Source organism: Acinetobacter sp. LoGeW2-3, from assembly GCF_002688565.1.
In the GTDB taxonomy this organism is placed as follows: domain Bacteria; phylum Pseudomonadota; class Gammaproteobacteria; order Pseudomonadales; family Moraxellaceae; genus Acinetobacter.
Genome location: NZ_CP024011.1, coordinates 1498772 through 1512041 on the forward strand (window position 1 = coordinate 1498772; position 13270 = coordinate 1512041).

The following is a 13270-nucleotide window of genomic DNA, read 5'->3' on the forward strand; positions in this document are numbered from 1 at the left end:
AAAAAAACTTTGCCCTGAAAAATAAAAAAACCACAGTCCGAAGACTGTGGTTTTTTAAAAACCTGAATTAGAACAATACGCGAACGCGGATTGTACCTTCAAGGTGGTGTAGGGTATCTAGTGCTTCTTGAGATGCAGTTGCATCTACGTCCATAACCAAGTAACCCACATCGCCTTTGGTCATTAATGTCTGACCAGAGATGTTGATGCCGTGTTCAGCAAACAGGTTGTTGATCTTAGACAGCACACCTGGGATGTTTTTGTGGATATGAAGCAGACGGTGTTTGCCTTCAGTCAATGGAAGCGCGATTTCTGGGAAGTTCACCGCAGAAAGTGTCATACCTTTATCAGAATAAGCCACGAATTTCTCGCCTACTTCCAGACCGATGTTTGCCTGAGCTTCCATGGTAGAACCGCCCACGTGTGGAGTTAAAATCACGTTTGGAAGGTTACGTAGTGGAGAAATGAATTCTTCACCATTTGCTTTAGGCTCTTTCGGGAATACGTCAACCGCAGCACCTGCAAGGTGACCAGATTTCAATGCCTCAGCCAGATCTTCGATCACAACACATGTACCACGTGCTGCGTTGATGAAGATTGAACCTTCTTTCATTTGCGCGAATTGTTCTTTAGTCATGAAGTTACGTGTAGACGGAACATCAGGAACATGGATAGAAACAACATCAGCATTTGCAAGAAGTTCACCCATTGTGCCGACCTGACGTGCATTACCTAATGGTAATTTAGTCACTGTGTCGAAATAGATCACTTTCATGCCCATGCTTTCAGCAAGTACAGAAAGTTGTGAACCAATTGAACCGTAACCAACGATACCTAAAGTCTTACCACGAGTTTCGAACGAACCTACAGCAGATTTGTTCCAGCCGCCTGCGTGTGTATCTGTAGATTTTTCAGGTACACGGCGAAGCAGAAGAATCGCTTCAGCAAGTACAAGTTCAGCAACCGAACGAGTATTTGAGTATGGTGCGTTGAATACCGGAATACCGCGACGCATTGCTGCATCCAGGTTCACCTGGTTGGTACCGATACAGAAACATCCTACCGCGATCAGTTTGTTCGCAGCTTCAAACACTTCTTCAGTGAGCTGAGTACGGGAACGGATACCAATGAAGTGCGCATCTTTGATCGCTTCTTTCAGTGCTTCACCCTCAAGCGCTGTTTTACGATAGTCGATGTTGGTATATCCAGCTGCATTCAATGTGTCGATTGCGTTCTGGTGAACGCCTTCTAACAATAGAAAACGGATTTTATCTTTAGGTAGAGATAGATGTTGGCTCATTACGGCTCCGCTACAAAGGCCAAATTTAGTCGCCGTATAATAGCATAGGAAAGCAGCTGATTCACATTTCCATCTTGACGTGAATATCAGGTATTTTTGCAAGTGATATTGGTGAAAATGATGATTTTGGTTGAATTAAACTATCATTTTCAAAGGTATATTATCAAAATTGTCATTTTTTCAGGGAATCACCCAAAAATAGCTTATAATATTGCGCCATGCTTTTAAAGCAGCCCATTTTGATGCTTTAATGGTCATGCATCGTCTGAATTTCATACAGGCCTTGATGCCTGAAAAATATGCAAATGAACGGACGATCTCTCTCTTGTTTACTTCATGCTAGGTCTGCAAACGATGAATGCTCCAGTCGCTTTAACCCCTGAGTTATTGACCCAATTGACTGCAATTGTGGGTGAAAACCGTATTAAAACTGATGAGGACAGTCTCCAGAATTGGGGGCGCGATCATACTAAGCACTTTGATCCAAACCCATCGGTCATCGTTTTCCCATCAACCACTGAACAGGTTCAAGAAATTGTAAAGCTTGCTAACCTGTTTAATGTTGCTGTGACTCCATCAGGCGGTCGTACTGGTCTTTCTGCAGGTGCAGTAGCTGCGAATGGCGAGATCGTGGTGAGCATGGACAAGATGAACCAGATTCTGGAATTCTTCCCGGCTGACCGTATGGTACGCGTGCAGGCAGGTGTAGTAACTGAACAGCTTCAAAACTATGCTGAAGAGCAAGGCATGTACTACCCGGTAGACTTTGCATCTGCAGGTTCATCTCAGATCGGCGGTAACATCGGTACCAATGCCGGCGGTATTAAAGTGATCAAATACGGCATGACCCGTAACTGGGTACTTGGCCTGACTGTAGTAACAGGTAAAGGTGATGTGCTGCGTCTGAACAAGGGCATGATCAAGAACGCGACTGGTTATGCGTTACAACACCTGTTCATTGGTGGTGAAGGTACTTTAGGTTTAGTGACTGAAGCTGAAATCAAACTAGAGCGTCAACCACAAGATCTTCAAGTGATGGTACTCGGTGTACCTGACTTTGATGCCATCATGCCATTACTGCATGCTTTCCAGGCGAAAATTGACCTGACTGCATTCGAGTTCTTTGGTGAACTTGCCATGCAGAAAGTTCTGGCAAATGGTCATGTACAACGTCCATTCGAAACTGAGTGCCCATTCTATGTATTGCTTGAGTTTGAAGCGCCGTTTGAGCCGATCATGGACAAGGCGATGGAAATCTTTGAGCATTGTATGGAACAAGGCTGGGTACTGGATGGCGTAATGAGCCAAAGCCTGGAACAGGTACACAGCTTATGGCGTCTGCGTGAAGACATCTCTGAGTCAATCGCACCGTTTATTCCATACAAAAATGATATCTCAGTATTAATCACTCACGTACCAGCATTTATTAAAGAAATTGATGCGATCGTGAGCGAGAACTACCCAGACTTCGAAATCTGCTGGTTCGGTCATATTGGTGACGGTAACTTGCACTTGAATATCTTGAAACCGGCTGACCTGACGAAAGATGAATTCTTTGCAAAATGCCAAGTTGTGAACAAGTATGTATTTGATACTGTGAAGAAATATGACGGTTCAATTTCTGCAGAACACGGCGTGGGTATGACCAAGAAACCTTATCTTGAATACACCCGTTCAGCTGAAGAAATCGAATATATGAAAGCTTTGAAACAGGTATTCGATCCGAAAGGCATCATGAATCCGGGTAAATTATTTGACCTTTAATCAGATCGGATTTTAAAAATTTACAAAAGCGCATCGAAAGGTGCGCTTTTTTTATTGCTATGTAAACACACTTACATAGTCTCAATAGTTCGTTAAAAGAAAGCTCGGCATCATAGTTTCGAATAAGAAAGATCACAACGGAAACAAGACCATGCTACGTATAATTTTATTTGCTTCAACTTTGGGTGTGGCGGTGACAGGTTGTGCTACAACAGAGAATATCATTGCTAAAGTGCATACCCCAGATACACCATTAGAACAGGTTCTAAAATTACGTCCTGAATTGCGTAATGAAATGGCGACGGTAGAGTTACGACAATTTTTTAATAATCCAGAGTCGCCTACGGCAGGACAGGTGAAGGTGACGGAAACAGGCTTAAAAGATGATTCGGTAAAAGCAATTCAAACCATTTATCACTTTAAGTTGGATGGTCGTCAATGGGAGTTAGTGAATACTCAGAAGATGTATCAATGCACACGCAGTAGCGATCCTAAAAAATTCCAGCAAGAGACATGTCCATAATTTTGTTTGATCTTTAAACAAAATTTGGTTAAAAGCGTATCTAATTGATGCGCTTTTTTACTTTTGGGGATAAAAGTTGAGTACAAATAAGAATATTTCGGATGCGATAAAAGAGATATATGTTTCTTTGCATTTTTTAGAAGAAAAATATTCATTAGCAGGATTAGAAAAATATCCTCATATTATAAAAATATTCAAAGAGTTTGATGATTCAGATAAAGAATGGCGTTATTTTTATAAGCTTGAGAATCATACAGTACTACTTGATTTGGCAAGTATTTTTAGAAATTTTTTAGCTAATTTTAGAGATGACCTTTTACCGAGAATAGAAGAATTAAGCAAAAAATTATTGTCTCAACTTGTAAGTGTAAGATCCCAATCCGCAGTATTTCAAGGTTATGAAATTGATTGTGAGGAAATTCTACAGAATAGATTGAGATATATTCATCTTTCAGAAGAACTAGCTTTCAGCTTAAAACGTTGTAGAACTGAGCTAAAAGATTTAGAAAATAAAATTGATAAGGTTGAGGATCAAAGAAAGGAAACACTAAGTTCTTATAAAGACGCTAATCTACTTATCAGTGAATTAAAAACGAAAAAAGAATTACTTAATAAAATTACAGATGAGGTCACAAATTCAGAAATAAAAAAATTGTATGATGAAATCTATATGGAAGAGATATTAATAGCTAATAAATATAGAAATTGGGCATTAGGAATTTTTTTAATTATTGGAATTATTCTAATATTCGGGTTTCTTAATGTATCTATTCAAAATTGGAACCATTTAAGAGATAGTAATTATATTTATATCCCACTTGATTGGGGTAGTCTTGTAAAAACTCTAATGCTGTTTAGTCTAACAACACCAGCTTGGTATTTGGCTCGGGAATCATCTAAGCATCGACAAGTCGCTTATAAAGCAAGAATGTTAGGTACAGAACTTTCCTCATTCCCACTTTATGCACGTGAATTTAAAGATGAAGACCGTTTAGAACTTCGGAAAATCTTAGCTGATCGCTTCTTTGGACAAGAGCTTTATAACGATTCAAAAGCTAGTTCAAATTCTGATAATTCGTTGGAACAAATTAAATTATTAAATGAGGCAAACAAGGTTTTAGCTGAATCACTTAAAATTAAGAAAGTTGCTGAAGGAAGTTAACATTTTCTAAGTTAAGCCTATCGGGCAACAATGTACGGTAGGCTTAGCTCAAAAGCTTTAAACAAGAAACTCTGCTAAACTGCACCAAATTTTTTCAAATTCAGCTCTTTTAAAATTCCAAAAAGAGTAAATGAGCATTAACTCTTCCATGCAAAATATCCAGACCACAAAACTCACTCGCGCCACCATTATGTTCCCATTGGCGCTGGTGCTGTTTGAGTTCTCCGTCTATATCGGCAATGACCTGGTACAACCAGCCATGCTCGCCATTACTAAAGACTTTGGTGTGAGTAGTACTTGGGCACCATCGTCCATGTCCTTCTATTTATTGGGTGGAGCATTTATTGCGGCTGTGCTTGGACCTCTGTCAGATCGACTAGGTCGTAAAACTGTACTGCTCGGTGGCGTAGCTTTCTTTGTTCTGACTTGTTTGGCAATCTTATTTACCCCAAATATTGAAAGCTTTATTGCATTACGCTTTTTGCAGGGCTTTGGCCTGTCTGTGATTGGGGCAGTGGGCTATGCCGCAATTCAGGAAACCTTTGAAGAACGTGATGCCATTAAAGTCATGGCACTGATGGCGAATGTATCCTTGCTCGCGCCATTATTAGGACCAGTACTCGGTGCTTTTATGATTGAGCACGTGTCCTGGCATTGGGGTTTTATCGGTATTGCTTTGTTAGCTTTTCTAAGCTGGTTTGGTCTGAAAGCCAAAATGCCTGATCCTCAAATCAGTCGGGTGAAACAGCCACTCAGCTATGTTTGGGATGACTTTAAACAGGTTTTAAAGAATAAGCGTTTTGTCACGCTGACCATGTCATTGCCAACCATTTGTATGCCATTGATGCTGTGGATTGCACTGTCTCCAGTGATGCTAGTCGAGCATTTAGGTCTGACCAGCATGCAGTACGGCTTGGCACAAATTCCAGTGTTGGGTGGCTTGATTGCAGGCAATTTGGTGCTACTGAAAATCATCGACAAAATGCCATTAGGTCAAACGGTTATGCGCGCCGTACCCATGATGTTTGTGGGGACATTGGTGATCGTCGTAGGTCTGTTTATCCCAGATTATTTTGTGCATTGCCTGATTCTCGGCATGACTTTAATTAGCTTCGGTGAAGGTCTGAGTTTCTCAGTAATTTACCGCTTTGCTTTGATGTCTTCTGAAGTGTCTAAAGGCACTGTAGCCGCGGCTTTGTCAGTGCTGATGATGCTAAGTTTCTTCGGTGTGATTGAACTGGTACGAGTGATTTATGAAGCCTACGATATCTGGGGCTATAGTATTTCTTGCGCTGTACTGATTGCATTATGGTTTGGTATTCCAAGAGCGTGTTTAAAAACGCTGATGGCAGAAAGGAAGGGAAGAGGAAAGTTTTGATATTGTTTTCTTAATAACCTCACCCTAACCCTCTCCTGAAAGGAGAGGGAACATTTATTATAAATTTAATAGTTTTTAGAATTCACAACGAAAAATGAAAGAGGATTAAAAGTCCTCTCTCCCTCTGGGAGAGAGTTAGAGAGAGGGTAGAAGTTAAGCCTCCTCAACCACCGGCTGCTCCAACTTTTTCAATTTCATATCAAAGATAAATGGCCCAAACGGCAGGATCGAAGCGATCAGTCCCATTATAAAAATGCTAAGTGACCATTTCTGTTTTTCGCATACGGTAAACAGTACCACCAGAAAAAGCACAAATAACACGCCATGACCCATGCCGATATATTTAACCAAAATCGGGTTATCCATCATGTACTTCACAGGCATGGCAATGAATAACAACAGCAGAAAAGAAATACCTTCAATCAGGCCAACCAGGCGCAAGGTTTTGATGTTCATAAGCACATTTCAAAAATAAAAAACTGGGTTGAGTGTAGCTGATATAAATAACAGAATAAACAGATTTGAATAATTATAAGTATTTGTATTTAAATAAATAATTTAGAGTGGTGTGGTCGGTTTTAGCTACGTTTTTGCACTTTGGTAAAATGATCTACATGATTTATAAGACATAAAAAAAGCACCTTCGAGAAGGTGCTCCGCTATAGCAAATGAATTAGATCACGCCACAGGCAATACGGTCACCGCCACCGCCAAGTGGTTTAGGTGAATCGGAATAGTTATCGCCACCGGCATGAACCATAATGGCACGGTCTTGAACATCAGCCAGTTTCAAACGTGGTGCAACCACAGTCACTTTAGCAGTACCATCTGCTGCTACTTTCAATGTTGGCAAGTCACCCAAGTGACCGCTCATTGGCGTACCGTGATTCGGTGATTGGTTTATATTCAGGTGACCACCAGCAGCAATTGCAGCACCTACTTTTCCGTCTTTTTCAGCTGGGTCGCATGAACCATTTTCGTGGATATGGAAACCACGTTCACCCGCAGGCAAACCGCTTAAATTGGTGCGAATTACCAAACCTGCCGGACTATCAGCCAGGTAAACCATACCAATGGACTGACCAACACCTTGTGGTGATACGGCATTCACCGTAACTGCTTTCATATTGTCGATACTTGGTTGGGTAGAGGAAGTTGCACAACCGGTGAACAGTGCAGCGCTGATCACACCGAGTGCGGATAACTTGAACATCGATGACTTAAACAATGAAGACATGATTTGGCATCCCATACTTATTTTGATTATGTGCCTTCATTGAAACAGACAATTTTCGGCAATTCTATATAGATGAATTACTTAAATGTTTTAGCTTTGTAATCCTAGTAAGACTTGGCGACATCATTTAAAGCGGAGATGTTGGCGGAGGATCTTTCTTTTCTTCTTCCAGATCATAAGCCATGGTGGCTTTCGGCATCATCAATGGTTCATGTTGGTTATTTTCATGTAGCCATTCACGCCAGATTGCCAACAATACCGCCAGAATCACTGGACCGATAAACACACCAATCAGACCAAAGCTGGCAATACCACCCAGTACACCAAACATGATCAGCAGGAATGGGATCTGGGTTGCACCGGAAATCACCAATGGACGAATCACGTTATCTGCAGTACTCACGATACATACGCCCCATGCCATCACGCCGATTGCTTCAATGGTCTGACCTTGTGAAAATAGCCAGAGTGATACTGCGCCATAGGCCATTGGCGGGCCAAACGGAATCAGGGCGAATATAAAGGTGATAATGGTGAGTACCATGGGGTTCGGCACGCCCGCGACAAAGTAACTCACGCCAGCCAGCAATGCCTGTGCAATCGCTGTCAAACCAACACCATAGACCACGGCACGCGTGGTGTCAGAAATGGTATCCAGATAATGATGCACACGTGGACCGATGACTTTTTCTAGCGCTTTACTCACCTGCTTCAGGATGATTTCACCATCGCGATAGAAGAAAAACAACGACATCATCGCAAAAGTCAATTTAATTAGGTTTTTGCTGATCTCATTAAATAGGACTTTACCGTAGTTCAGATGTCCCTGAATCCAGATCGAAACATTTTGGGCAATACTGTTCGGGTCGTTATTGATGTCACGTAAGGTACGAGAAATTTCCTTACCCACAATCGGCAGGTTACGAATAAAGTCTGGAACAGTCAGATGGCCAGAAAAGACCTGTTTCTGCAATTCGAAATACAGGTTGCGACCTTCATGTTGTAGCAAGAAAATGGCAAAGGTCAGCGGAATACCAACTACCAACGTCACCATCAGCATCATGATAATCGCACTCAGGTTCGGTCTTGATCCAACAGAGCGCTTGATGGACTGATACAGCGGCCAGGTCATATAGGCAATAATGGCTGCCCAAACGACAGGTACAATAAAGTATTTGAGGACATTAAAACTCAAATAAAGCAGGATAAAAAACAATCCGAACAGTAAAACTTTTTGTATTGTTGGCGCGTATTGTTGCACTGAATTCAATGACTCATTCCTTAGGTCTGTCAGGCATATTAACTGAAAAAAAGCCGGGCGAAAACGCACACTGACAAAGTTATACGGATTCTTTTATAACAAAGAAAGATATAGCGCGCTGTGGATTTAGAACCACTGGGTTGGATCATCGATAATGGCATTTAATACAGGTTGCCATTGTTCCTGCATTTCGCGGTACATTTTTTGTGGTTTATCGAAGATCGACAGACCTTGCATCGCCAGACGTCCATACGGTGCACGCTCAGCAATCCAGGCCACCGGTTGCTGTTCAATCCGGTCAAAGAACTGCTGGATTTCCTGATTGGATGCTGCATTGGGGCGGGTACGATTGGCCAGAAGCAGAATCTGGACTTTGCCTTTGCGAATTCGCTTGATCTCCTGAAGATGTTTCAGGAAGCGTCGGGTCGAATCGATATCAAAGAATGAAGGCTGTAAGGGAATAATAATGGCATGTGCTTCACTGACCAATTGTTCTGCATGGTCACCATTCAACGCACCCGGAGCATCAATGATCAGATATTCGATTTTCTTCGGCGCATCGCCAATAGATTTGGCACTACGCCAGTCTAGACTCTGGATGGGTGCGGCATTTTCAGGACGATGTTTTAGCCATTGCAGCGCAGATTTCTGGTTGTCGGCATCAGCAAGCGCAACCTTGTAGCCTTTTTGGGCCAGTGCTGACGCCAGACTGATGGCAGTCATTGTCTTGCCACAACCGCCTTTCTGATTGGCAACTAAAATCGTTTTCATGAGTCGGGATGATTTCTTTTTGTACACTGCTAGCATATCATTCTTTACAGGCCGGCAGATGGCAGAAAACCTCGACTTCAGTCGAATCTACCCATAACTTAAGTAGCAAATTAAGGAAGATTGAATGTCCATATGGATGGCGATGTTAATAGGGGCATGTATCGGGATTGTACTGACCACCCTGATTCTGGGACAAAGCCGTAATGGCCGGATTAAGGCAGAATATGAGCAGTACATTGCCGAGCTTGAACTAGAACATCAGCAGGCACTAACTGCAGCTCAAAAGCGTAGCGTGAACACTAGCCGTGCCGTGCTTAAGGGGAAAATGGCCGAGCAGTTAGCCCCGATCATGCCTGAGTTTCAGTATTTACCGAGTGATGCCAAGTTCTTGGGTGACCCGGTGGATTATGTGGTCTTTGATGGCTATACCGATTTTCGTGATGGTGATGGTCTGGCCGAAGATATTGAAGTGGTACTGATTGATATCAAGAGTGGCGGGGCACGACTGACCAAAGGGCAGCAGGCGATTGCCCGGGCGATTCAGGAAGGGCGGGTGCGCTTTGAAACCATCCGCATCGACTTTGAAGAATTTGAGGATTAGGAAAATGTCGTATGGATAAGTTACTGATCACGGCAGCATTGTTCGCGCTTGGCGTCTGGATCTGGTCGGAGTATTTTCGTGCCATTCCACATTTGGAAGAAAGTGGTGTGCTCAAGAATTTCAAGGTGGAATCGGTGCAGCCTGTTTCAGCAACTTATATGGTTTTGGATAAGTCTTTTATCAAGCCAGACCGTCGTGTTTTGCATCAGGCCAGTCCCTTCGTTGGCAGTTTTAATGATCTGGCTTATGTCAGTAACATTGATGTCTTGCTTACCACTCAGCCTTTGCCAGATATGCAAGCGGAACTGGAGCTGGATAAGCCGAAACGCTGCTTTCAGATTGAAGGCGCAATCAATAATGCAGAGCAGGAAACAATTAAAACTCATGTACAACATTTTAGCCTGATTGCGGCCAATGAAAATATTGCCAATCTAATCCGCCGTCTGAAATCAGGACAGCAGGTTCATCTTCAAGGTGACATTGTCTCAGTTCATTCCGGGACTACAGGCCAGGCTTTTCACGCAGGAACTGGATCGAAACATCGTGCGCAATGTCAGATGCTGAAAGTGACATCTATTCAGATTCAATAATATTATTTAATTTCATATTTAATGCCTTAAGCAGGCTTACGTGCTCGAGCCAGCAGCATGCGCTGTCCAATACTTGGAATACCCGCAGCATCAACATATTTTACTTCATCCAGTTCAAAACCGGCTTCGAGTAAGGCAGTTTCAATATCCCGATCAAGATGGCATCCATCTGCGACTTTTTTCTGAATTGAGGTTAGTAAATGCTGTAAGCGTTGCACATTTAGATTCTGCCGATTAAGTACATGTTCCACCACATGCAAAGTCCCGCCCGGAATCAGTACCCGATAAATTTCCTTCAGGCTCTGATGCAGATCAGGGATGCTACATAAAGTCCAAGTCGAAACCACATTTTCCAACTGATCACGATCAAAAGGCAGTGCTTCGGCACTGGCAAGAATATGCTCAACTAAAAAGGGTGCAGACCGAATCCGTTCTTTTCCTAGTTTAAAAATCTCGGTACTGGGTTCTAAGGCATAGACAGTATTTACGCCTTGATAGAAGGGCAGATTCAGCCCGGTACCAAAGCCGATTTCTAGAACGTCGCCAGAAACGCCAAGCAGTAATTCACGGCGCAGATCCATCAGTGATGCAGTTTGCATGACCTGATTCAGCAGGTGTGGAAAAATGTGTTTTTGATAAAATTTATACAGCATAATTCTAAATTCGATTTGTTGCTGGACTAGGCTTAGCTTAACTGAAAATATCCTAGAAAATGTAATTTTCAGTGCGACTAATTCGCAGCACATTGTTACCAATTTCAACTATTTCCTTCACAAGTTCGCGCTAAGATAGTTGGAAAACAGATGAACTGAGAAGATTGGAATAATAGCAAGATGATGTTGAAAAGCATGAAGCATATTGCCCTGTGTCTGGGCCTGATGTTACCGGTGCTGTCACAGGCATCCATAGAGCATAATATCGCCAAAGGCTTGCCACCTGTGGCAAAAGGTCAGTCAATTTCGGTATTGCAGCCATTTAAAGGTGACTTCCGGATTTTGGGTTCAAAAATTTATAACAATGATCCGCAAGCCAAGTTTTCTCCGATCGATTATGCGGTGAGTTGGGGACTGTTTGCTGAGCCGGAAATTGCCCGTCATATCACGGTGAATCAGTATGACCGTTATCTGAACTGGAAAATGGATCGTCTGCCGGTGCCAAAAGCGCAGGCCATGCAGATGGTATCCAATATGCACATCATTCCTGCTAATCCTCAAATTGCTAAAGCGATTAAACAGGTGAAGCGTGGCGATTTGGTACGCTTGAAAGGCGAGCTGGTTGAAGTACGTGATAAAGATCTGGTCTGGACGTCTTCACTGACCCCGACAGATACCGGCGATGGTGCCTGTGAAGTGTTCCGTGTTAGTTCGATCCAATGGATTGAGAAAGTACAGCGTAGTTAATTATAGAGAAGCTTATTCACTGCCTACTATAGAAAAGAAAAACCGCTCAAAAGAGCGGTTTTCTTATGGCTTGGTGTAGCACTTATTTAGCAGTCAGTGCTTCGCCTTCAAACTGGATACCATCCCAGCCATTAATCATGAACTGACGGATATTCTGATGATCAGTCGCTTCAGGCGTTGCCAGTACTACTACATAGTGTTCAGCAAACAGGCTTAGCGTTTGTGCCTGATCTAAATCATTCAGTTTTGCAAAAGAAAATACTTTGGCACTGCCTTGGTTTTCAGTTGCCGCATTGGCTTGTTTACCATTTTTAAATGCAGTTGGTGTGTGCTGATAGCGTGCATCAATGAATGCGATTACATCAGCAAATTTTGCTTCGCCAGCAGCCAATTGAGCCAGTAATTCCTGAGCCATGTACTTTCCCTCTAGAACTTAAATAAATTTGAATGGCGTCGAATATACCAATTTTTTGGCAAAGATCCATGTTCATTGTGCAATTTTAGGTGCATGATGTTATTCATTATTCTCGTCTAGCATAATGGCTGGCGATGTATTTAAGATTGAATGATGACGGAGAGGACATGAACTGGCTTTTAGTGGCAATAGGCGGCGCGATCGGGGCGACACTGCGTTATGGAACAGGCATGCTAATCGCCAAGCCGCAGATGGTATTTCCTTGGCCAACCTGGTGGATCAACATCATTGGCTGTCTATGTGCTGGTATTTTCTTTGCCTTTAGCCAGAAATATAGTTTCCTGCAAAATGAAGCACGATTGCTGTTGATGGTAGGAATCTTGGGTGGCTTTACTACTTTTTCCAGTTTTGGCCTAGAGACCTTTCAGTTACTTAAACAGGGAGCGGTAACTATCGCTGTGAGTTATGTCGTATCTAGTGTGGTTGTTGGTGTGCTAATGCTCGGGATCGGTTTCTATCTGACTCAGCTGGCTTTAGCGCAGGCATAAAAAGTCAGGAAATTAGGGAGATTTCCTGACAATCGAGGTATTTAGAAAAGAGACCTTTAAGATTTAGCCACGTTTGAAGCGTGCAAAACGTTTGTTGAAGCTTGCTACACGGCCTTCATTACTGGTTTGACGCTGCTCACCGGTATAGAAGGGATGAGATGCACTTGAAATATCGAGAGTGACGTAAGGATAGGTCTTGCCTTCAAATTCACGGGTTTGACTCGAATTCATGGTGCTGCCAATTACAAAATAAACATCGGCATTGGTGTCATGAAATAACACTTCACGATACTCTGGATGGATATCTGAACGCATATTTT

16 protein-coding genes are annotated in these 13270 nt (G+C 42.5%); 8 read left to right on the plus strand and 8 right to left on the minus strand.

What is annotated here, in order from left to right; genetic code table 11:
- Positions 1-67: 67 nt before the first annotated feature.
- Entirely contained in the window at positions 68-1300 is a 1233-nt protein-coding gene (gene serA / locus BS636_RS07125) for a phosphoglycerate dehydrogenase (RefSeq protein ID WP_099338153.1), read from the minus strand.
- A 354-nt stretch (positions 1301-1654) separates the two neighbouring features.
- Between serA and BS636_RS07130 the strand changes: the two genes are divergently transcribed.
- From BS636_RS07130 to BS636_RS07145, 4 genes are all read left to right on the plus strand, one after another.
- Positions 1655-3064 (plus strand): FAD-binding oxidoreductase, encoded by a 1410-nt coding sequence (locus tag BS636_RS07130; protein WP_099339621.1) that lies wholly within the window; start codon positions 1655-1657, stop codon positions 3062-3064.
- Between the two features lie 151 nt (positions 3065-3215).
- Positions 3216-3587, plus strand: a complete 372-nt coding sequence (locus BS636_RS07135; RefSeq protein WP_099338154.1) for a hypothetical protein — start codon at positions 3216-3218, stop codon at positions 3585-3587.
- A 76-nt stretch (positions 3588-3663) separates the two neighbouring features.
- Entirely contained in the window at positions 3664-4749 is a 1086-nt protein-coding gene (locus tag BS636_RS07140; protein ID WP_099338155.1) for a hypothetical protein, read from the plus strand.
- Positions 4750-4897: 148 nt separating this feature from the next.
- A complete protein-coding gene (locus tag BS636_RS07145; RefSeq protein ID WP_099338156.1) occupies positions 4898-6127 on the plus strand; it encodes an MFS transporter in 1230 nt (409 codons plus the stop codon).
- Between the two features lie 153 nt (positions 6128-6280).
- On the opposite strand, the gene BS636_RS07150 is transcribed toward BS636_RS07145, so the two are convergent.
- The 4 genes from BS636_RS07150 to BS636_RS07165 all read right to left on the minus strand — a co-directional run bounded on the left by BS636_RS07150 (position 6281) and on the right by BS636_RS07165 (position 9396).
- Complete coding sequence (locus BS636_RS07150; protein ID WP_099338157.1) at positions 6281-6583, minus strand: DUF3817 domain-containing protein; 303 nt, start codon at positions 6581-6583, stop codon at positions 6281-6283.
- Positions 6584-6800: 217 nt separating this feature from the next.
- Positions 6801-7364, minus strand: a complete 564-nt coding sequence (gene sodC, locus BS636_RS07155; protein ID WP_099338158.1) for a superoxide dismutase family protein — start codon at positions 7362-7364, stop codon at positions 6801-6803.
- 127 nt (positions 7365-7491) lie between these two features.
- On the minus strand, positions 7492-8634 hold the full coding sequence (locus BS636_RS07160; RefSeq protein WP_099338159.1) for an AI-2E family transporter: 1143 nt from the start codon (positions 8632-8634) through the stop codon (positions 7492-7494).
- 117 nt (positions 8635-8751) lie between these two features.
- Entirely contained in the window at positions 8752-9396 is a 645-nt protein-coding gene (locus tag BS636_RS07165) for a ParA family protein (protein ID WP_099338160.1), read from the minus strand.
- A 124-nt stretch (positions 9397-9520) separates the two neighbouring features.
- Between BS636_RS07165 and BS636_RS07170 the strand changes: the two genes are divergently transcribed.
- Together BS636_RS07170 and BS636_RS07175 are read left to right on the plus strand one after the other, a co-directional pair.
- A complete protein-coding gene (locus BS636_RS07170) occupies positions 9521-9997 on the plus strand; it encodes a Holliday junction resolvase-like protein (protein WP_099338161.1) in 477 nt (158 codons plus the stop codon).
- An 11-nt stretch (positions 9998-10008) separates the two neighbouring features.
- Positions 10009-10587 carry a hypothetical protein gene (locus BS636_RS07175; protein ID WP_099338162.1) on the plus strand — a complete coding sequence of 193 codons (579 nt, stop codon included), beginning with the start codon at positions 10009-10011 and terminating at the stop codon, positions 10585-10587.
- Between the two features lie 26 nt (positions 10588-10613).
- Here BS636_RS07175 and BS636_RS07180 read toward each other — a convergent pair whose 3' ends face one another.
- Complete coding sequence (locus tag BS636_RS07180) at positions 10614-11240, minus strand: class I SAM-dependent methyltransferase (RefSeq protein ID WP_099338163.1); 627 nt, start codon at positions 11238-11240, stop codon at positions 10614-10616.
- Between the two features lie 195 nt (positions 11241-11435).
- Between BS636_RS07180 and BS636_RS07185 the strand changes: the two genes are divergently transcribed.
- Entirely contained in the window at positions 11436-11987 is a 552-nt protein-coding gene (locus BS636_RS07185) for a hypothetical protein (protein ID WP_099339622.1), read from the plus strand.
- A gap of 82 nt (positions 11988-12069) precedes the next feature.
- On the opposite strand, the gene BS636_RS07190 is transcribed toward BS636_RS07185, so the two are convergent.
- Positions 12070-12402 carry a HopJ type III effector protein gene (locus BS636_RS07190; protein WP_099338164.1) on the minus strand — a complete coding sequence of 111 codons (333 nt, stop codon included), beginning with the start codon at positions 12400-12402 and terminating at the stop codon, positions 12070-12072.
- Positions 12403-12569: 167 nt separating this feature from the next.
- On the opposite strand from BS636_RS07190, the gene crcB reads away from it, so the two are divergent.
- The gene (gene crcB, locus BS636_RS07195) at positions 12570-12950 is read left to right on the plus strand and encodes a fluoride efflux transporter CrcB (protein WP_099338165.1); all 381 of its coding nucleotides are present in this window, start codon (positions 12570-12572) and stop codon (positions 12948-12950) included.
- Positions 12951-13013: 63 nt separating this feature from the next.
- Here crcB and BS636_RS07200 read toward each other — a convergent pair whose 3' ends face one another.
- Complete coding sequence (locus BS636_RS07200) at positions 13014-13265, minus strand: type B 50S ribosomal protein L31 (RefSeq protein WP_099338166.1); 252 nt, start codon at positions 13263-13265, stop codon at positions 13014-13016.
- Between the last annotated feature and the right edge of the window lie 5 nt (positions 13266-13270).